We start from the raw sequence: 19,524 nt of genomic DNA, 5'->3' as shown, positions 1-19,524 counted from the left end.
CGACCCCTTCCCTTTCCCCGTCGTCTTCGCCGCTGCCGATACTTCATCGCGCGCGCGAAGCACGTACGGCACCTGCACGGAAGATAGTTGCTTGACCAGGGCGAACCAAACCAGCGCACAGGGTCGCAACCGCTCCGTTATCGACATCACTCGCGTCCGTGACCTGAAGGACGAATCGGGAGCAATCCGTGACGCACGGAAGGTTTTGCCCAACTTTGACCCCTTGTGCCGGCGCGGATCATGACGGAGATTCCGACAGACGGTGGAAACCTGATCTCGGAGCCCCGTATGCATCCTTGGAAGGTCCTGACAGTGCCGCTGGCCACACTGCTCGTCGTGGCCCTGAGTGGAAACACGCCCGCGACGGCCGACGCACCGGCCGTCAAGATCGAGAACAACGCCACCCAGCCCGTCTTCTCCCGCGCGGACGCCGTCAAGCAGACGGTGTTCGTCGAGGTCGAGGGCACCGACAGCGACAACGACGGCAAGCCCGACCGGGTCGCCGTCGACATCCTGCGCCCCAAGGAGACCGACCAGGGGCTGAAGGTCCCGGTCATCATGGAGGCCAGCCCGTACTACGCCGGCGGCAACGACGTTCCCAACCACCCCGTGGACGTTGACGCGAACGGCAACCCGCTGCCCGCCCTCGCCGCCGCCAGGAACAAGCTGGCCGCCGAACCCTTCGACGGCTACTACGACAACTACTTCCTGCCCCGCGGGTACGCCATCGCGCTGGTGGAGAACCTCGGCAGCGGCCGCGCCACCGGCTGCCCCACCTCCGGCGACCGCAACGAGACGGCCGGCCCGAAGGCCGCGATCGACTGGCTGAACGGCCGCGCCAAGGGCTTCGACGCCGCCGGCAACCCGGTCGAGGCCACCTGGTCGACGGGCAAGGTCGGCATGATCGGCGTCTCGTACAACGGCACGCTGCCCAACGCGGTCGCCACGACCGGCGTCGAGGGCCTGAAGACGATCGTGCCGATCGCCTCGATCTCCAGCTGGTACGACTACTACCGGGCCAACGGCGGCGTGCTGGCGCCCGGCGGCTTCCAGGGCGAGGACCTGGACGTGCTCGCCAAGTACGTGCTGACCAGGCAGGACGGCCAGGCCGCCTGCGGCGCCCTGATCGACGGGATCACCACGGCCCAGGACCGGATCACCGGCGACTACAGCCAGATGTGGGACGCCCGCAACTACCTGAACGACGTCGGCAAGGTCAAGGCCAGCGTCTTCCTCGTGCACGGGCTCAACGACTGGAACGTCAAGACCAAGCAGTTCGCCCAGTGGTGGTACGCCCTGGCCAAGCGGCACGTGCCGCGCAAGATCTGGCTGCACCAGGGCACCCACATGAACCCCTTCAACCTGCGCACGGTCGAGTGGCTGCGCCAGCTGCACGGCTGGTTCGACTACTGGCTGTACGGGATCGACTCGGGGATCATGCGCGAGCCGCAGGCCGACGTGGAGATCGCGCCCGGCCAGTGGGCCCAGCACGCCTCATGGCCGCTGCCCGGCGCGGCCACGGTGCCGCTCTGGACGGGCTCGGGCTCGAAGCTGGGCCTGCTGCCCAGCCCGCGCTCGGCCAGGGAGTCGTTCGTGGACCAGAAGTCCAGGACTGCCGAGCAACTGGTGGAGGCCACGGGCTCCGATCCGAACCGGCTGGCGTACGTGACCGGCGACCTGCCCGCCGACGTGCGGATCTCCGGCACCCCGACGGTGTCGGTGCGGGCCTCGCTGAAGGACGGCTCCTCGCCGTACCTGACGGCCCTGCTGGTGGACTACGGCACGGACGTGCGCGCCAACGGCTCCCTGGTCTCGACCGGCCAGTCCTACTGCTACGGCGAGGGCGTCCCGGGTGACACGGGCTGCACGACGCTCAGGACGCTCGGCACCGCCACCACCCCGTACAAGATCGTCACCAGGGGCTGGCTGGACGTCCGCAACCGGCACCGCGCGGACCGGACCGAGGCCCTGCGCCCGGGCAAGGAGTACACGTTCACGTGGGACTTCCAGCCGACGGACTACCTGTTCAAGAAGGGCCACCGGCTGGGCCTCGTGATCATCTCGACCGACGTCGACTACACCCTGCGGTACCCGCCGGGCACGAAGGTCACGGTCTCGCCCGGGCAGTCGTCGCTGCGACTGCCCGTGGTCTTCGGCAAGCTGCTGTAGGGACTAGGCCATCGCGGTGGTGGTGACCGTGTCGAGCGGGCCGACCTCCCACAGCGCGGTCAGCGCCGTGGCGGCCATGACGCGCACACCCATCGCGATCGCCTTCTCGTCGACGTCGAAGGTGCCCTGGTGGATGTCGTACGTCACGCCGTCGGGCGAGCGCGTGCCCAGGCGGGCGAACGCGCCGGGGATCGACTCGAGGTACCAGGCGAAGTCCTCGCCGCCGAGTGACTGCTGGGTCGGGACCACCGCGCCCGCGCCCAGCACGCGCTCGGCGGCCTCGGCCAGCATCTCGACGCTGACCTCGTCGTTGACGACCGGCGGCACGCCGCGCGTGTAGTCCATCTCGGCCTCCACGCCGTAGGCGCCGGCCACCGACTCCAGCAGCGACTTGATCAGGTCGGGGGCGGCGTGCCAGGCGCCCTCGTCGAGGCAGCGGACCGTCCCGGCGGCCAGGCCGTCGTCGGGGATCGCGTTGGCCGCCGTGCCGGCCTCGACCTTGCCCCAGACCAGGCTCAGCGAGGAGCGCGGGTCGACCCGGCGCGACAGGGCGGCGGGCAGCTCGGTGAGGATCTTGGCCAGGGCGAAGACCAGGTCGGCGGTCAGGTGGGGGCGGGCGGTGTGCCCACCGGGGCCCGACACCCTGACGACCAGCTTGTCGCAGGCCGAGGTGATCGGGCCGGCCTTGAGCCCGACCTGGCCGACGTCCACGCGCGGGTCGCAGTGGAGGCCGAAGATGCGGTCGACGCCGCTGATGCCGCCCTGGGCCATGACCTCGAGCGCGCCGCCGGGCAGCTCCTCGGCGGGCTGGAAGATCAGCCGCACCCGGCCGGGCAGCAGGCCGGCGGCGGCCTGCTGGGCGAGGAAGAGCGAGGTGCCGAGCAGGACCGTGGTGTGCACGTCATGACCGCACGCGTGGCAGACACCGGCCGCGGTGGAGCGGTAGGACACGTCCTTCTCGTCCTGCAGCGGCAGCGCGTCGATGTCGGCGCGCAGCGCGACGGTCGGCCCGTCGCCGCTGCCCACGTCGCAGATCAGCCCGGTGCCGCGCGGGAGCACCGAGGGGGTCAACCCGGCGGCGATGAGCCGCTCGGCGATCCGCTGCGTCGTGCGATATTCCGCGAAGGCCAACTCAGGGTGCATGTGCAGGTCGCGGCGGAACGCCACGAGATCCTGCTCGGTCTCCGCCAGGAACGCGTCGAGTTCCCCCCGAAGCTCACGTCCCCGCATATGTCACCGTCCCGTCCATGCCGCGCGCACCAATATGTCTGACCACCGCGGCTCATCCGCTGTGAAAGCTCGTCATCCCGCCGTGGCCTCCCGGTCGAGCGGCACACTCGGCGGATCAAAAAACACACCCATTGGTTAGGGTGCGCGAGATCGTCAGCATGGGCTTTGCGTTCGTCAGTCGCGAGCGCCGCTGCAGCCCGGGAGCACAGCGGTCGGCCGTGAGCCCGATGGCGATGCTTCGACTTTATCGCCCCGGCGCAAGTTCGCGGTGACAGATACTCCAAAAGTTCCTGTGAGCATGTCCGTAACCCCAGGTGGTCACGGTCCGTGAACGTTCAGGTGATCCGGAAATGGTCACAACGGATCAGTAGATCATGACCCGATGCTGCCAGTTCAAACGTGGTCAGCGATTCCGAATCCTGTCACCTTCTGTCATGGTCATCACACTTCGACGATGGCTGCATTTGAGAAGAATGCGTGTTTCACTCGCAATATGATCACTAATATCCCGTTCGGGGAGAAGTATGCTGGGTTGAGCATCTTCAAGCCGAGCGAGGGGACCCTGGTGGTCGTACCCTCGCTCTCCCTTCCTCAGGATGAGCTCCGCCGGATCACAGGGGCCAGATCCTACGAGGAGCGGCTGCTGTTCCTGCTGCTCACGCTCCGCGAGCCCGGGGTCAAGGTGGTCTACCTCTCCTCCGCGCCCATCGATCCCGACATCATCGACTACTACTTCGCGTTCCTGCCGGATCCGGATGACGCGGCCAAACGGCTCACGCTGATCAGCCTCGACGACCCTTGGTCTCAGCCGCTGACCAAGGCCCTGCTCGCCCGCCCGGACGCGCTGGAGCAAGTGCGCGCGGCCATCGAGGGCGACGCCTGGCTGGTGCCGTTCGTCCTGAGCGAGCTCGAGGAGGAGCTCGCCTCGTTACTCAACGTCCCCCTCTACGGACCGGCCACCGCCCTGGCCTATTACGGCTCCAAGAGCGGGGCGCGCGAGGTCGGCCACGAGGCGGGCGTACCGATGGCGCGGGGCTTCGGCGACGTCCGGCACGTGCTGGAGATCGAGGAGGCGATCGAGGCTCTGCCGGGCGAGCGGGTGATCGTCAAGCTGAACGACAGCTACTCCGGGCTCGGCAACGCGATCGTCACCAAGGCCGACCGGTCGCTGACCAGCTTCTCGGCCTCCGGCGAGACCTGGGCCAATTTCACCGCGAAGATCAGGGACCGGGGGGCGGTGGTCGAGGAGTTCATCGAGCACCGGCCGCTGTACTACCCGAGCGCGCTGGCCTGCATCACGCCGGGCGGCACCGCGCAGGTGCTGGCCACGCACGACCAGATCCTCGGCGGGCCCAACGGCCACGTCTACCAGGGCTGCACGTTCCCCGCGGCGCTCGAGTACCGGGCCGAGGTGGGTTCGTCCGCCGCGCGGATCGCCCAGGTGCTGGCCGATCGGGGCGTGGTGGGGATATTCGGCATGGACTTCTTCGCGCTGAAGGCCGACGCCGGGTACGCGGCGCTGCTGTGCGAGATCAACCTGCGGATCGGCGGCACCACGCATCCGTTCGGCGCCGCCGTGCTGACGACCGGGGCCACGTACGATCCGGCCACCGGCCTCCTCATGTCCGGAAATCAGCCGAAGTTCTACACCGCGACCGACAACTGCTCATCGACCTGCCTGCGCGGGCGCAGCCCCGGCGAGGTCGTGCGCATGGCCGATCGGCTCGGGGTCGGGTTCGACGCGGAACGGCGTACCGGGAACGTCTTCCACCTGCTCGGCGCCGTGCCCGAGCACGGGAAGCTGGGCTTCACCACGATCGGCGACTCCCGGGAGGAGGCGGACGAGCTGCACGCCCTCACCCGGCGTCTCCTGTGCGGCCCGTGACCCCCTTCTCGCGACTCCCGCGCAACCCCCGCCAGCCGATGATCCCCAGCACGATGGCGAGGATGATGTTCACCGCGATCAGGATTCCGTGCACCACGTAGAAGCTGGTCGGATGCCCGTCGGCCAAGTTAAACCCGAGGTTCACCCACTCGAAGATCATGAATGCGCCGAGGATGATGAGGAATCCGGCGATCTTTCGTGACATGAGCGCCTCTCTAGTATCGAAGGTGGATCAACGGGGGATGTGTCGCCACATGGGCATTCACTCGAAGCTACGCTGAGACCGCCATGTGGACGAAACTCGTGCCGGTCACGGCACTCATCGCCTCGGTCTCGCTCACCGGCGGGACCGCATATGCCGCTCCGACGACACCGGTCGGGGGTGAGGCGCTGGGCAGCCGCGGCCTGGTGACGCCCGAGGGCGTCAAGGAACCGCCCAAAACCCAGGCTACGTCGTACGTCGTCGCGGACGTGGACACGGGTGAAGTGCTCGCGGCCAAGGACCCTCACGGGCGCTACCTGCCGGCCAGCACGCTCAAGACGCTGACCGCGCTCACGCTCATTCCCAAGCTCGACAAGGACCGCAGGATCCGGCCCAGCGAGAACGCCTGCAACCAGGAGGGCACGGCGGTCGGCCTGTCGGTCAAGGCGACGTACAAGATCGACGACCTGTTCAGGGCGCTGATGATGTCGTCGGGGAACGACGCGGCCATGGCCCTGGCCGAGACGAACGGCGGCGTCGCCAAGACCATGAGCGACATGAACGCCACGGCCAAGCAGTTGCAGGCGTACGACACCGTGGCCAAGACGCCCAGCGGGCTGGACAAGCCGGGGCAGAGCAGCTCGGCGTACGATCTGGCGCTGATCGCCCGCGCCGGCCTCGCCAATCCCGCTTTCCGCGGATATATCAGTACGAAGACGTCCAAGTTCCCCGCGCCCAAGGGCTACTACGAGATCAGCAACCACAACAAGCTGCTCTGGCGCTACAAGGGCATGATCGGCATCAAGAACGGCTGGACCTCGAAGGCCCTGGGCAGCTTCGTCGGCGCGGCCACCCGCGACGGGCACACGATCGTCGTGAGCATCATGCGGCATGAGGGGTACTTCTGGGAGGAGGTGGCCAAACTGCTCGACTGGGGCTTCTCGGTCAGGGGTAAGGTCCAGCCGGTCGGCCGGCTCGTCGACCCGCTCCCGGCGGTCCAGGCCGCCCCGCGCTCCTCCGCTCCGCCGGCCTCCAAGGTCACGCCCGCGGCCCAGCCGCCGCTGCTGGACACGGCCGCCTCCAAGCAGACCGACTCCACGAAGACGATCGGATCCGTGGTGATCGGCGGGGGGCTGCTGTTCGGGCTGGTCTGGCTCGGGTTCGGCATCCGCCGCCGGCGCGGCCGCTCAGGCTCCTGACGTACCCTCGCGCACGGCCCAGCCGTCCGGGTTCCAGGACGGGACCGGGGTCGGAGAAGGCGGCGGGCAGCGGCCGGCGGTGGCCGTCCAGGCGGCGACGTAGAGCACGAGCCTGGCCGAGAAGTTGATCCAGACGAGCAGCCCGACGATGACGGCGAACGTCCCGTAGATCGGGTTGCTCAGCGTCTGCCCGAGCAGCAGCGTCGCCGCCTGCTTGAGCACCCCGAACCCGATCGCGCCCAGCAGCGCCCCCCTGGCGATCAGCCGGAACGGCCGGGTCGGCCGGTCCACCCATCCGAGCAGGATCAGGAACAGCAGCCAGTCGGCCCCCACGCTCGCCACCACGGCCGCGAGCCGCAGCCCCCAGGTGGCCAGCTCCGACTCGCTCCCGAAGACGAACTGCATGACCTTGTCCGTGGCCGTGGTGGCGAACCCGGCGACCAGCACGGACGCGATCATCGTGACCCCGATCAGGAGGATCGAGGCCAGGTCGCGCAGCTTGCCGACGAGGAAGCCGAGCGGCGGCGCGGTGGTCATCGACATCTCGCGCAGGGCCCCGCGCAGCGCGTCCAGCGCGCCGAGCCCGGCGTAGAGCAGACCGAGCAGACCGATGACCCCGGCCGTCTGCCTGGCCGTGGCGATGGCGTCGAGGTTGAGCTGGGTGGCGATGCCGGGCAGCCGTTCGACGATCGCCTTCTCCAGCGCGTCCCTGGTGGCCTCGCTGGTCGCCACCACGAACCCGAGCACCGCGTACGAGAGCGCCACGAGCGGGAAGAACGACAGGAACGCGTAGTAGGTGACGGCGCCCGCCAGCGTGTCGCCGGACTGGTGCTGGTAACGCCGCACCGCCCTGATCGCGTGGTCCAGCGCCGGACGCCGTTCCCGCCAGCGTGTCACCTTGCGGCGGCCCCGGGCCTTGACCGCCTCGATCCGCTTCATCACGCTCGCCATGACGCGCCTCCTGGGGACCCACTACCCCGGCGCCGGGGCGACGATCAGGGGTTCGCCACCATATCCGCGGATTCGATCAGTGTGGAGAGGACCGCCGCCACGTCGTGGTGGAGCAGCCGCCCGTCACGCTTGACCACCCGGCCCCCGACCAGCACCGTGTCCACGGCGCTGGTGTCGGCGTTGAGCACGACGGCGCCGATCGGGTCGTGCGCCGCTGCCATGCCGAACGTGTCCGTACGCAGCAGCACGAGGTCGGCCTGCTTGCCCGGCCGCAGCGAGCCGATGACGTCGGCGAGGCCCAGCACCTGGGCGCCCTCGATGGTGGCCATGCGCAGCGCGTCGCGGGTGGTGAAACCCATCCCGGCGCCGTCGGGGCGGCCGCGTTCGAGCAGGTGGACCGCCCGCATCAGGCTGAACAGGTCCCCCGGCGCGCAGACCACGGTGTCCGCGCCGAGGCCGGTCGGGATCCCCGCCGCCCTCAGCCGGCCGGTGGCGGGGTAGCCGAGGCCCAGGTTCATCTCGTCCACGGGGGCGAGCGAGGCGGTGCCGCCGGCGGCCGCGATGCGCCGGAGCGCATCGTCGGTGTAGTGCAGCGCGTGCACGAAGGTCGTGGGGGTGGCCAGGAGGCCGTTGGCCTCCAGGAACGCGAGCCCGCGCTCGGCGCTCTCCGGGCCGTGGCCGCCCAGGTGCGCGGTGACGGGAAGGCCGAGCTCGGCCGCCACGCGCCACTCCTCCAGCGAGCGCTCCTCCCCCACGATCTCCGGGCCGAGCGCCGCGACCACCATCGTGACCAGCCCGGACGAGCAGAAGAGCGAGTCGTGGACCCGCCGGGTCTCCTTGGTCAGTTCATCGGAATCGCCGCCGTAGCAGTAGCCGAACACGGCCCGGATGCCCGACTCGCCCAGCCCCCGCACGGCCGCGTCGGTGTGCTCCGGGCTGAACTGGACGTGCGACCAGTCGAGCAGCGTGGTGATGCCCGCGTCCAGGCACTCCAGCGCGCCCGCGAGGTTGCCCGCGTAGACGTCCTGGGGGCGGTGGCGGGGTGCGAGCTCGGTGAGGACCCGCCGCAGGTAGGTGTCGAACGTGATGTCGGGCGCGACGGCCCTGATGCCCGCCTGCCAGGTGTGGCGGTGGGTGTCGACGAAGCCGGGGAGCACGATCCGCCCGGTCGCGTCGATCACCTCCGCACCCGGGACGTCCGGCAGGCCGGGGCCCACCTCGGCGATGAGGCCGTCCTCGATCCGCACGTCCACCTGACCCAGCACGACGGGCTCGGGCTCGCTGTCCACGACGACGCCGTTCCTGATCAAGATCGTAGATGTCATGACCGAAAGCTTAGTGAGAAGCTTTTCAGAAAGCAATATTGTGACAGGTATCCTCGATGGCGTGACACACGATGAGGTCGACGCGCTGGTCCCCCGCTGGAAGGACGCGGGCCTGTCGCCGTCGCTCATCGCCGCCCTGGAGCTCAGCAAGCGGACGGCGCGGCTCCATCTGCTGTTCGATCAGGTGATCAAGGCCGAGCTGGCCGAGCTGGGGCTGACGTATGCCGAGTTCGACGTGCTGGCCGCGCTCAGCCGGGCGCCGGCGTACCGGATGAAGCCGAGCGAACTGTCGAAGGCGCTGTTCCTGACGTCGGGCGGGATCAGCAACGTGCTGCAGCGGCTGGCGGCGGCGGGATACGTCGAGCGCGAGGCCGACGCGGGCGACGCGCGCAGCCGCTGGGTGCAGCTCACCGAAGAGGGGCAGCGCGTGGCGGAGGCCGCGCTGGTGGCCTCGGGGCGGGCCACCGAGGAGGTGGCGGGCGGGATCCCGGACGAGGTCGTGCGCGAGGCGGCCGACGCGCTGCGCGAGGTCCTCTCCCGCCTCGGCCGCCGCCGCTTCCGCTGACCCCCGCTCAGGACGTGCCCGCGCGCCACCCGTGGCGGGCCGCCCAGCCGGCGATCGCGGTGGCGATGGCCTCCGGCTGGTCCTCGGAGGCGTGGTGGCCGGCCGGGCCGCAGTGCTCGACCTCCAAGGCGGCCATGTTCGCGGCGCACCAGGCGGCCGCCTCGGGCCCGATCAGCAGCGTCGGGGAGGAGTCGAAGGTCAGCAGCAGCTTGGGCACGTCAGAGCTGGCCGCGAGCCACTTCCCGTAACCTTCGACCCGCTCGGCCACGTCGGCGGGCTCGCCGTCCAGCGGCAGGGACCGCGCCCACTCCAGCAGCGGCCGCCTGCTCTCCCTGGTGGGGTACGGCGCCCGGTACGGCTCCTTCTCCTCCTCGCTCAGGCTCGTCAGCACGCCGCCCGAGAACGCCGTCTCCACGAGGAAGTTCTGGTCGAGCGCCAGGGCCTCCCCCTGGGCGCTCCGCAGCATCTCGGCGCGGGCACGCGGGGCCTCGCCCAGGTCGCTCCAGCTCATCGTGCGGACGATGCTCTCCATGAACGCCACTCCCCGGACCCGCTCGGGGTGACGGGCGGCCCAGTCGAACGCGAGCGCGCCACCCCAGTCATGCCCGACGAGCACCACCTCCTCCAGCCCGAGCGCGTCGAACCACGCGTCGAGGTAACGGGCGTGGTCGCCGAACCGGTAGGGAATGTCCGGCTTCCCCGAGCGCCCCATGCCGATGAGGTCGGGGGCGAGCAGGCGGCCGTCCAACCCTTGCAGCACCTTCCGCCACGCATGGGACGAGGCCGGGTTCCCGTGCAGGAACACGAAGGGCAGGCCGGAGCCGCCGGAGTCCTCGAAGTACATGGTCGAGTCGAGCACGTCGATCGTCGGCATGACGGTTCTCATTTCGTAAGTGCGACTAACGTTTATGACACTAACGAACGTACATCGTTAGTGCCACTAACGCAAGGGACTATCATCGGGAGCATGACGGACGACCTCAGGGCCACCCCCGCAGCGCTGCGGCTCCTGCCGAGCCGGACGCTGTCGCTGGTCGCGATGCACGCCGACCGGCTGGTCAACGAGGGCCTGGCCGCCGTCGACGCCCGAAAGTGGCACTACGCGGCGCTCGTCGCGCTCCGCGAGGCGGGCCCGGTGAGCCAGGCCGAGCTGAGCAGGCGCACCGGCATCTACCGCAGCGACATGGTCGCCGTCATCAACGAGCTCGCGGAGCGCGGTTTCGTCGAGCGCGCCCCCGACCCCGCCGACCGCCGCCGCAACGTCATCACCCTCACCCCCGAGGGGATCCAGCAGGTACGACGGCTGCACACGCTCATCGCGAGCCTTCAGGACGAGCTGTTCGCGCCTTTGAGCCAACCGGAACGCGAGCAGTTGTCAGGTCTGCTGACCCGCCTCCTGGAGCATCACGCGCGCCCCGGCAGCTCCTCTGAGCAGGGCTGAATCCAGGACAGGCGATCTCCTGGAGCCCTAGCCTGTGGGATGTCGGGACCCACCCAGGAGGCCGCACGTCCATGTCCGAAATAGCCACCGGGCAGATGATCAGGCTCCAGCGCGAACGAAGGGGCATGAGCACCACCGCGCTGGCGACCCAGTCCGGCTGCACCCCCAGGCACATCGAGCTGATCGAGCACGGCAAACGAACTCCCTCGCTCCCCCTGCTGCGGGAGATCGCCAAAGTGCTGGGCGTACGCACCGCCGTGCTCTTGGGGGAGACCCCGCGCGACTCGCACGAGCCCAGCCGGCCGCAGATCAGCGACATCGAGCGGGCGTTGTTCACGTGGCGCTCGCTGGAGCCCGACATCGAGCCGCCCGACGCCGAACAGCTCTCCGAACGGGTGGCGGCGGCCCGCAGCGCCTGGTTCACCTCGGCGCACCGCTACTCGATCCTGATGGCGTCCCTGCCGTCCCTGATCTCCGACGCCGAGAACCTCGCGCTCGCGGACACGCCGCAGGCCCACCGCGTCGCGTCCGACGCGTACATGCTGGCCAGGGGGGTGCTCAAGCACCTGCGGCGGGTCGATCTCGCGCATCTGGCCGCGGACCGGGCCATGCGGTTCGCGGAGGAGTCGGGGGATCCGCTGATCCGGGCGTGGGCGTACTGGAGCCTGGGGCAGTCGATGTTGTCGGACGACATGCACCAGATCGCGTACGACATCGGCCGTCGCGGCATCGAGATGCTGGAACCCCACGTCGCCGACGGCGACGACCGCCACGTCAAGGCGCTCGGCGCGCTGCACCTGCTGACCGCGATCGGCGCGGCGCGCGGGGGCGACGACGACGAGGCCAGGGAGATCGTCCGCGGGCCCGCGGCGCGGCTCGCTCAGCGCGTCGAGGACGGGGCCGACGTCTACGACCTGGCCTTCTTCGGGCCGACCAACGTCGCCATCCACATGGCCAGCATCGAGAACGACCTGGGGCGGCCGGAGGCGGTGCTGCAGATCGCCGACGACATCGACCTGCGGCACACGCCGTCCATCGAGCGGCGCGCCACCCACCTCAGCCAGGTCGCCCGCGCCTGCGAGGACGTGGGCGACGACGCCGCCAGCCTGCTCCACCTCCTGCGGATCGAGCGCGAATGCCCGGAGGAGCTGGACCACAAGCTGCTGCTGAGGGAGATGGTGCGGTCCCTGGCGCGGCGCGCGCGGCCGTCGTGGGCGCCGGAGGTCCGCTACCTGGCCGAGCGCCACGGCATCGCGAACTGAGAGTTCGGGCCGGATGAACGGGGAGTTCTGCGGCCGGAGTTCGTCACGGAGCGGGTTGTGGGTGACACGCTGTGTTCATGACCACAGCGCCGAGTGCCGAGTTCGTCATGGAACGACTGCTTCAGGAGGCAACGCGGGAGTTCCCCGGGTGGTCGTTCCAGCGGGATCGTTCAGGCTGGACCGCCACCCACGGGGACACCCGCCTCACCCGCCCCAGCCTGGCGGCCCTGCGCGCCCTGCTCCGGCTCCACCGCGGCACCCGCCGGGGCTGACGGAGCCATCGCAGCGGCCCGCCGAGACCTCGGCGACCCTTGAGCCTCGACTACCGGCCGGGACCTTCCGCGACTCCGGCACCTCAGCGACCGGGTCGGCCGAGCACCTTGGCGGCGAAGGCATCGATGACGGCGGCGACCTCACCGGGAGCCCTGGCGTGGGCGGCGTGCCCCTGCCCGCGCATCACCACCCGCTCCACCCGCGGCATCACCCGCTCCAGCGCGTCGAGCCGCTCCCCGAGATGCGCCGGACTGCGATCACCGCCGAGCAGCACGGTGGGCACCTCGATCCCCGAGTAGGCGTCGAGCCGCACGCCGAGCGAGTCCATGCCCACGTTGTCCTCGATCTGCGACGGAACGAGCGCCCGCATCCTCGGCACCACCGTCACGAACACCCCGGCCAGTAACGCCACCCACGCGGGAACCCGCACGGAACGCCGCAGGAAAACCCTCAACGCCTTCCCCGGCCGACCGGCCGCGATCGCCGCCCGAGCCCGCGCGTGCACCTCACCGTGCGGCCCGCCGAGCGGCACCCCGATCACCGTGGGCGGCTCGTACAGGACCGCCCCCGCGAACGCCGACGGGTCGGCCACCAGGGCCTCCAGCGCGATCACGGCACCCGAGGAATGCCCGACGAGCACCATCGGCCCGCCACCCAGTGCCGCCACCACGGCCAGGACGTGCTCGACCTCCTGAGCGACCGTGCAGGAGGCGCCGTCGAGATCGAGCCGGTACCGCCGCCGGTGCAGCCGCACGACCCGATGGCGCGCGGCGAGCCGCGCGGCCACCTCCCGCCAGGACGAGCCGTCGTCGAGGCCGGGATGGAGAACGAGAACGATCGGCCCCTGCCCCTCATCGATAGCCCGCGCCTCGGTCCCGTCGGCCGTCATCACGCTGATCATCAGCCACCCCCTTAGCGTCGCTAAGGCAAATTTAGCACCGCTAAGGCCGCACGACTACCGGGTGCCGTATCGCCTCGCTGTCGTGGGCCTTGCCTGGTGCCGGCGGATGGCCTCACCTACCGGCCGCGACCGGCTCGGCGTCGGGGCTGGCAGCCGGTGCGGCGGCGCTGCGCAGTGGGACCTGGCGGATGAACAGGGCCAGGATGACGCCGACGGCGGTCACCGCCGCGCCCCAGGTGAACAGGGTGGTGATGCCGTCGGTGACGGCTTGCTGGAACAGGTGCCGGGCTGCTTCGGGCAGGGCACGCAGCGCTTGCGGGGTCATCGAGACGGCGGAGGCGGCCACGCCCTGCCCGGCCGGCCCGGCGGCTGCCAGGGAGTCGGCCAGTTGGCTGGTGTAGACGGCGCCGAGCAGGGAGACGCCGAGCGAGCTGCCCATGTTGCGCAGGAAGGTCGACACCCCGGTGCCTGCGCCCATGTCGCGCAGGTCGAGGCTGTTCTGGGCGATGAGGGTGCTGGTCTGCATCAGCGCGCCCATGCCGGCGCCCAGGACCACCATGTAGAGGGCCGTCATCGTGGTGGTGGTGTCGAGGCCCACGGTGGCGAACAGTGCCAGGCCGACGGTGACGAGGATGGAGCCGATGATGGGCAGCGATTTGTAGTGCCCGGTCTTGCTGATCAGTGAGCCACCGGCCAGGCTGACGATCATCGCGGCGATCATCATGGGCATGAGCAGCAGGCCGCTGTTGGTGGCTGAGGAGCCCTGGACGAACTGCTGGAACTGCGGCAGGAAGCCCGTGGCGCCGAACATGGCGAAACCCGAGATGAAGGCGACGGCGCCGGCGAGGGAGAAGTTGCGGCTCTTGAAGACTCGCAGCGGCATGATCGGCTCGGCTGCCCGCCGCTGGACGATCACGAAGGCGACGAACCCGGCCACTGCCAGCGCCGCCAGGCCAAGGATCTGCGGCGAGCTCCAGTCATACTGGGTGCCGCCCCAGCTGGTGATGAGCACCAGCGCGGTGATCCACACTGTCAGCAGCGCGGTGCCCCACCAGTCGATCACGGCCTTGCCGGTGCCCTTGGGCAGCTTGGCCAGGGTGATCCAGCACAGGACCAGGGTGACGGCGCCGAGCGGCAGGTTGACGTAGAAGGCCCAGCGCCAGCTCAGGTTGTCGGTGATGAAGCCGCCGATGAGCGGGCCACCGATCATCGCCACCGGCATGGCGGCCATCATCACGCCCTGGTACTTGCTGCGGTCCCGCGGCGGGATCATCTCACCGATGATCGACAGTACGCCGACCATCAGGCCGCCCGCTCCCAGGCCCTGCAGCGCGCGGAAGCCGATCAGCTGCGCCATGTCCTGTGACATCCCGCACAAGACCGAGCCGAGCAGGAAGAGCGCCACGGCGGCGACGAAGACGATGCGCCGGCCGTACAGGTCGCCGAGCTTGCCCCAGATCGGCGTGGCCACGGTGGAGGCCAGGACGTAGCCGGTGGTCACCCACGCCAGGTGGTTCAGGCCGCCCAGATCACCGACGATGGTCGGCAGCGCAGGGGCGACGATCATGTTGTCCAGCATCGCCAGCATCATGGCGATGACCAGGCCGCTCATGGTCACGAGGATCTGGCGATGGCTGAACCCCAGTCCGGCCTGCTGCCCCGCCACCGGGGGACTCGTCGCGCTGTCTCCTGCCATCATTGCGCTCCCATCGATGCAATAGAACTTACCGGTCGGTCGGCAAGCTTACTTGCTAACCGGCCGGTAAGCAATTGCACGGCCGTCCCCCTCGCCGGCATCTGACGCGTCGCCGAGGTCATTGCCCGCCGAGGTCGCCCATCCGGGCCCGCATGTCGGCCGTGGTGTTCTCGTGCGGGAACGGCTCGTCGGGAACCGGGAGGTCGAGTGCGGCGCACAAGGGCTGCCAGCCGTCGGCCGGCTGCCATTCCAGCAGCCGGTGCGCCGGCACGGTGGCGCGGACCTCAGCGAGGTGCCGCTCGTAGGCCGCGATGACCTTGTCGCGGTCGTGGGGGTCGCCGAACGCGCCGCCGAACAGGGCCCGGATCATCTCCTCCATGGCGCGGGCCTGCTCGGGGGTGCCGAGGGCGTCCATCGGCGGCCGCGCGCCGGCGAAGTCGCCGCGCGTCAGGCGGCGCGCCCCTTCCAGCACCGTCCGGTCCATGCTCTGGTACCAGCGCTCGGCACTTTCCCGCCGGGACAGCAGCACCAGCGCGTCCGGGAACTCGGCGGACAGTTCCCGCCAGAACCACGAGATCGGCCAGTCCACCCCGGCGGCGTATCCTGCGAGGAATCGCTGCCAGTCAGGCATGACACCCGCGCAGGCGTCGCGCCAGACCGCGGCGTCGTCCGGCCGCCCGAACAGCTCCTGCATGTGGTAGCAGGGCGCCCCGAGCAGCCGTTCCAACGCCGCCTTCAGCGACGTCGTCCCCGTACGCGGAAATCCTGCTCCCACAACTCGCAAACTCATGCCAGCCCTTCCTTCCTCGACCACGGCGATCCCAGGCCAGGCCATCGAACGCCCAAGCTCCGCCCCGGAGGTGATTACCTACCGGCCGGTTAGCAAGCTACTTGCTGACCGGCCGGTAAGCAAGTGGGTGTAGACTTTCCGGAGAGCTGAGCCTGGGAGCAAGAAGAGCGATGTCAAAGACGGAACAGGCCACGGCCCCGCGGCGCAAGGGCAGCCAGACGCGGGCCGAGATCCAGCAGGCCGCGCTGTCGCTGTTCACCGAGCGCGGCTACGACGCCACCTCGATGCGCGAGATCGCCGAACAGATCGGCATCACCAAGGCGGCGCTCTACTACCATTTCGACAGCAAAGAGGCGATCATCCTCAGCCTCTTCCAAGACAACATGCGTGCCCTCGACGACCTCCTGGACTGGGCCGCGGGCCAGGCGCTCACCCCGGAGCTGTCCTCCGAATTCCTGGGCCGCTGGATCGCTCTGAGCGGCATACGTGGGCTGCGGGTCATGCGGTTCGCCGCCGCCAACCATGCCACCCTGCGCAAGGTGATGCCACTGCGGGACGGCGGCCCGCTGGAACGGATAGGCAGGGCCACACAGCTCCTCCTCGGCCCCGACGCGCCGCTGACCGACCGGCTGCGCGTCCGGATGGCCCTGCTCAGTGTGCACAACGCCGTGCTGGCCGCCCAGGGCACCGAAGCCACGGACGACGACATCCTCGCCATCGCCACGCAAGCGGCGACGCTGCTGGTCGGCGATCTGTTCCCGGCGCCGCGGCTCCCCGTCCCCGAGTAGGCACGCAGAACGTGGCGACCGGTTGTTCGATCTCTGGCGCCACTCCGACGACCCGCACGCCGAGTACTGCCAGGAGACGTTGGTCAACGGCACCCCTACTGCTCGTCCGGCGGTGAATCCTCCGCGGTTCGCAGGTGCGCCGCGTCCTGGTACGCCCGGACCACGGCGGCGATCATGGCGAGCAGCGCGACGGCGGGCGCGACGAGCCAGCCGATCTCCCCGGAGACGTACCAGGCGGGAATCAGCTGCGCGGCAGCCAGGTAGACCCAGAAGCCGGGCGTTCCGGGGACTCTCAAAACCGGCTCTCCCATACGTACCAGGGGCCCCGGATATGCGTGTATCCGGTGTGGGACTCGTCCGGCGGCTCACCACCGGGGCTCCACGCGAAGCCATAGCGGTCGAGGAACCCGGAGTCGCTCACCAGGAACCGCGCCCCGCCCTCGATCCGCTCGATCGACGTCAGCGGATAGAGCCCCGCCCATTGATCGTTGTGCTCGGCGGACTCGTCCCCCGAGGCGACCGTCCGGGCGAGCTGCTCCAGGCTCGCCTCCGATAACGCGAACCGGGCAGCGAACGGCAGGTCGGTATACACCAGGCCGGCCACGGCCACCCCGATGACCGGCGCGCACGCCCAGCGCAGCCAGTGCCGTCGCAGCCCGGCGCGGCCGTCCGAACGCAGCAGGCCCACCAGGAACCGCGCGGTCCAGACGACGACCGTGGCGAGCCCCAGCAGCAAGCCCATCAACACCAGCGGGAAGGGACCGCCGCCCGGCAGGCTCCAGTGGTTCAGGATGATCAGCGCGAGCAGGACGACCAGGGGAAGCAGCACCTTGCCAGGCGGACCGATCAGGATCCGGGTGAGCTCCGGTAACGGAGGTTGCGCGGTGGCATCGTCGGACACGCCGCGAGCGTATCGCGGCGTGCCCGCTACAACGTGGGAGAAGCTACTGGCCCGGGTGGAAACGCACAGCCTGGGCGAGTCCGCTGCCAGGCGCCAGGCGCCCGACCTTTGATGAGAATCGATACCTCCGGAATGAATGGAAACCGGTGCATGGGACCAAAGACCCAGTGCCGTCGTCCTCGCGAAGGAGCCGCCGGTCCATACTTGCGCCCGATTCACAGTCGTCCGGAGGCCGTTGAAGATCAGAGCATGCGAAGACTCACCGCATTGTTGTTAGGACTCGTCTCGCCGCTGGCCTTACTCACGCCGGTCTCGGCCGCCACCACGCAGGACACGCAGCCACGGGACACGATCTCGTGGGCGCCGTGCCCGGAAGAGCCGGCCGTCGAGTGCGGAACGCTCACCGTGCCCATCGACTGGAACCAGCCGTCGAGCGGCACGTTCGAGGTGGGTGTGGCGCGCCGCAAGGCCACCGATCCCGCCGCCAGGATCGGCGCGCTCGTGCTGGGAGCGGGCGGCCCGGGAGGATCCGGGGTGCGGCTGGTCTTCGGCAGCCCGCACACGTTCAGTCCCGAGATCCTGCGCCGCTTCGACATCGTCGGCCTCGACCCGCGGGGCACCAACCGCAGCCACCCCGTGGTCTGCTCCACGGACGTGATGATGCAGGCCCCGGATCCGCTCCTGAAGAGCCAGGCCGACTTCGACAGGATGCTGGCCTACAACGACCGCCTGCGTGCCGACTGCCGGGCCCGTACCGGCCCGCTCTTCGACCACGTCGACTCGCTCAGCACCGCGGCGGACCTCGACGCCTTCCGCGCCGCGCTCGGCGAGGACAAGCTGACCTTCTGGGGCGGCTCCTACGGCACCCTCCTCGGCCAGCTGTACGCCGAGCGTTACCCGTCGCGGGTCCGCGCCTTCGTGCTTGACAGCACGATGGACCACAGCCTGGACACGCGGGGTTTCATGGACACGGAGACCTGGGGCGCGCAGGACGCCTTCAACGAGTTCGTGGCCTGGTGCGACCGCGACAACCGCTGCGTCCAGCACGGCAAGGACGTCAGATCGATCTGGAAGGGGCTGCTGGAGCGCGCCGACCGCGGCGAACTGCCCGTCCCGGGAGAGCCGGACACCAAGGTGACCGCGCTCATGCTGATCGACAACGCCCTGGGCGCCTTCTACGATCCGGCCAACTGGCAGCCGCTCTCCCAGCTGCTCGCCGATCTGGAGGCCGGCGAGACCCCGCGCCCGGGCGCGTTCCCCTTGGCGATCGACCGGGCGCAGGAGGTCAGCCCCAACCCGTTCCAGGTCTTCTGCCTGGACTTCCGGCTGCCCGTACGCGACTACCGGGAGTTCAGCAAGCACCTGCGCCGCCTGGCGAAGATCGCGCCCGACATGCGTTACAGCCCCCTGGCGATCGGTCCGGTCATCTCGTGCCTCGGCCAGCCGGACCCGATCCCCAACCCGCAGCACCGCCTGAAGGTGCGGACGAACACGCCGCTGCTGGTCCTCAACTCCCTGCACGACCCGGCCACCGTCTATCCGTGGGCGCTCAGCACGACCCAGCAGCTGGGCCGGTCGGGCCGGCTGCTCACGTACGAGGGCTGGGGCCACATCGCCTACGGGCGTGGAGCCTGCACCACGGGGGCCGTCGACACCTACCTGATCTCGCGGACCCTCCCGGCGCCGGGGACCCGTTGCCCAGCTGTCCCACCTGCCGAGGTCCAGACGTTCAGGGAGCCCGTCTCCCCGCTGCCCGGAACGCCTGGCTGGATGCCTTCCGGCCTTTTCAACTGATCTTCGGGTGATCTCGTGATGAGGGGTGGGGGGGGGGGGGGGGGGGGGGCGCCCGCGGGCGGGGCGGCCGGGGGGGGGGGGGCGGGGGGGGGGGGGGGGGGGGGGGGGGGGTGGGGGGGGGGGGGGGGGGGGGGGGGGGGGGGGGGGGGGGC

19 protein-coding genes are annotated in these 19,524 nt (G+C 70.0%); 9 read left to right on the top strand and 10 right to left on the bottom strand.

Annotation, left to right across the window (positions count from 1 at the left end; all coding sequences use genetic code 11):
- The first annotated feature begins 288 nt into the window (after positions 1–288).
- On the top strand, positions 289–2,169 hold the full coding sequence (locus ACIHFD_RS38195) for a Xaa-Pro dipeptidyl-peptidase (protein WP_397371134.1): 1,881 nt from the start codon (positions 289–291) through the stop codon (positions 2,167–2,169).
- Between the two features lie 3 nt (positions 2,170–2,172).
- Here the strand turns inward: ACIHFD_RS38195 and ACIHFD_RS38190 are convergent, their stop codons facing one another.
- Positions 2,173–3,399 (bottom strand): M20 family metallopeptidase, encoded by a 1,227-nt coding sequence (locus tag ACIHFD_RS38190; protein ID WP_397371133.1) that lies wholly within the window; start codon positions 3,397–3,399, stop codon positions 2,173–2,175.
- 532 nt (positions 3,400–3,931) lie between these two features.
- On the opposite strand from ACIHFD_RS38190, the gene ACIHFD_RS38185 reads away from it, so the two are divergent.
- Positions 3,932–5,284, top strand: a complete 1,353-nt coding sequence (locus tag ACIHFD_RS38185) for a peptide ligase PGM1-related protein (RefSeq protein ID WP_397371132.1) — start codon at positions 3,932–3,934, stop codon at positions 5,282–5,284.
- Here ACIHFD_RS38185 and ACIHFD_RS38180 read toward each other — a convergent pair.
- Positions 5,256–5,489, bottom strand: coding sequence for an SCO4848 family membrane protein (locus tag ACIHFD_RS38180; protein ID WP_350731290.1), 234 nt, complete (start codon positions 5,487–5,489; stop codon positions 5,256–5,258). The two genes, ACIHFD_RS38185 and ACIHFD_RS38180, sit on opposite strands and share 29 nt — an antisense overlap.
- A gap of 83 nt (positions 5,490–5,572) precedes the next feature.
- Between ACIHFD_RS38180 and ACIHFD_RS38175 the strand changes: the two genes are divergently transcribed.
- Positions 5,573–6,685 carry a D-alanyl-D-alanine carboxypeptidase family protein gene (locus ACIHFD_RS38175; protein ID WP_397371131.1) on the top strand — a complete coding sequence of 371 codons (1,113 nt, stop codon included), beginning with the start codon at positions 5,573–5,575 and terminating at the stop codon, positions 6,683–6,685.
- On the opposite strand, the gene ACIHFD_RS38170 is transcribed toward ACIHFD_RS38175, so the two are convergent.
- Together ACIHFD_RS38170 and ACIHFD_RS38165 are read right to left on the bottom strand one after the other, a co-directional pair.
- Complete coding sequence (locus ACIHFD_RS38170; protein ID WP_397371130.1) at positions 6,674–7,636, bottom strand: YihY/virulence factor BrkB family protein; 963 nt, start codon at positions 7,634–7,636, stop codon at positions 6,674–6,676. The two genes, ACIHFD_RS38175 and ACIHFD_RS38170, sit on opposite strands and share 12 nt — an antisense overlap.
- Before the next feature lie 44 nt (positions 7,637–7,680).
- Complete coding sequence (locus ACIHFD_RS38165; protein WP_397371129.1) at positions 7,681–8,961, bottom strand: amidohydrolase family protein; 1,281 nt, start codon at positions 8,959–8,961, stop codon at positions 7,681–7,683.
- A gap of 61 nt (positions 8,962–9,022) precedes the next feature.
- On the opposite strand from ACIHFD_RS38165, the gene ACIHFD_RS38160 reads away from it, so the two are divergent.
- Positions 9,023–9,526 carry a MarR family transcriptional regulator gene (locus ACIHFD_RS38160; RefSeq protein WP_350731282.1) on the top strand — a complete coding sequence of 168 codons (504 nt, stop codon included), beginning with the start codon at positions 9,023–9,025 and terminating at the stop codon, positions 9,524–9,526.
- Between the two features lie 7 nt (positions 9,527–9,533).
- Here the strand turns inward: ACIHFD_RS38160 and ACIHFD_RS38155 are convergent, their stop codons facing one another.
- Positions 9,534–10,400, bottom strand: coding sequence for a haloalkane dehalogenase (locus tag ACIHFD_RS38155; protein WP_397371128.1), 867 nt, complete (start codon positions 10,398–10,400; stop codon positions 9,534–9,536).
- Positions 10,401–10,493: 93 nt separating this feature from the next.
- On the opposite strand from ACIHFD_RS38155, the gene ACIHFD_RS38150 reads away from it, so the two are divergent.
- From ACIHFD_RS38150 to ACIHFD_RS38140, 3 genes are all read left to right on the top strand, one after another.
- Positions 10,494–10,967 carry a MarR family winged helix-turn-helix transcriptional regulator gene (locus tag ACIHFD_RS38150; RefSeq protein WP_397371127.1) on the top strand — a complete coding sequence of 158 codons (474 nt, stop codon included), beginning with the start codon at positions 10,494–10,496 and terminating at the stop codon, positions 10,965–10,967.
- A 71-nt stretch (positions 10,968–11,038) separates the two neighbouring features.
- Positions 11,039–12,229: a helix-turn-helix domain-containing protein gene (locus ACIHFD_RS38145; RefSeq protein WP_397371126.1), complete on the top strand. Its 1,191-nt coding sequence runs from the start codon at positions 11,039–11,041 to the stop codon at positions 12,227–12,229.
- Between the two features lie 77 nt (positions 12,230–12,306).
- On the top strand, positions 12,307–12,501 hold the full coding sequence (locus ACIHFD_RS38140) for a hypothetical protein (protein ID WP_397371125.1): 195 nt from the start codon (positions 12,307–12,309) through the stop codon (positions 12,499–12,501).
- Between the two features lie 83 nt (positions 12,502–12,584).
- Here the strand turns inward: ACIHFD_RS38140 and ACIHFD_RS38135 are convergent, their stop codons facing one another.
- The 3 genes from ACIHFD_RS38135 to ACIHFD_RS38125 form a co-directional block, all read right to left on the bottom strand.
- Positions 12,585–13,403: an alpha/beta fold hydrolase gene (locus tag ACIHFD_RS38135; protein WP_397371124.1), complete on the bottom strand. Its 819-nt coding sequence runs from the start codon at positions 13,401–13,403 to the stop codon at positions 12,585–12,587.
- Between the two features lie 112 nt (positions 13,404–13,515).
- Complete coding sequence (locus ACIHFD_RS38130) at positions 13,516–15,102, bottom strand: MDR family MFS transporter (RefSeq protein WP_397371123.1); 1,587 nt, start codon at positions 15,100–15,102, stop codon at positions 13,516–13,518.
- A 115-nt stretch (positions 15,103–15,217) separates the two neighbouring features.
- Positions 15,218–15,889 carry a sulfotransferase family protein gene (locus ACIHFD_RS38125; RefSeq protein ID WP_397371122.1) on the bottom strand — a complete coding sequence of 224 codons (672 nt, stop codon included), beginning with the start codon at positions 15,887–15,889 and terminating at the stop codon, positions 15,218–15,220.
- 170 nt (positions 15,890–16,059) lie between these two features.
- Between ACIHFD_RS38125 and ACIHFD_RS38120 the strand changes: the two genes are divergently transcribed.
- Positions 16,060–16,677, top strand: a complete 618-nt coding sequence (locus ACIHFD_RS38120) for a TetR/AcrR family transcriptional regulator (protein ID WP_397371121.1) — start codon at positions 16,060–16,062, stop codon at positions 16,675–16,677.
- A gap of 95 nt (positions 16,678–16,772) precedes the next feature.
- On the opposite strand, the gene ACIHFD_RS38115 is transcribed toward ACIHFD_RS38120, so the two are convergent.
- Together ACIHFD_RS38115 and ACIHFD_RS38110 are read right to left on the bottom strand one after the other, a co-directional pair.
- Positions 16,773–16,973: a hypothetical protein gene (locus tag ACIHFD_RS38115; RefSeq protein WP_397371120.1), complete on the bottom strand. Its 201-nt coding sequence runs from the start codon at positions 16,971–16,973 to the stop codon at positions 16,773–16,775.
- Positions 16,970–17,578, bottom strand: coding sequence for a hypothetical protein (locus ACIHFD_RS38110; protein ID WP_397371119.1), 609 nt, complete (start codon positions 17,576–17,578; stop codon positions 16,970–16,972). Before ACIHFD_RS38110 ends, ACIHFD_RS38115 begins: the two co-directional genes overlap by 4 nt.
- A 249-nt stretch (positions 17,579–17,827) precedes the next feature.
- Between ACIHFD_RS38110 and ACIHFD_RS38105 the strand changes: the two genes are divergently transcribed.
- Entirely contained in the window at positions 17,828–19,372 is a 1,545-nt protein-coding gene (locus tag ACIHFD_RS38105; protein WP_397371118.1) for an alpha/beta hydrolase, read from the top strand.
- Positions 19,373–19,524: the final 152 nt, after the last annotated feature.

It is taken from the genome of Nonomuraea sp. NPDC051941 (genome assembly GCF_044593615.1).
This window is presented reverse-complemented; position numbering and strand designations above follow the sequence as displayed.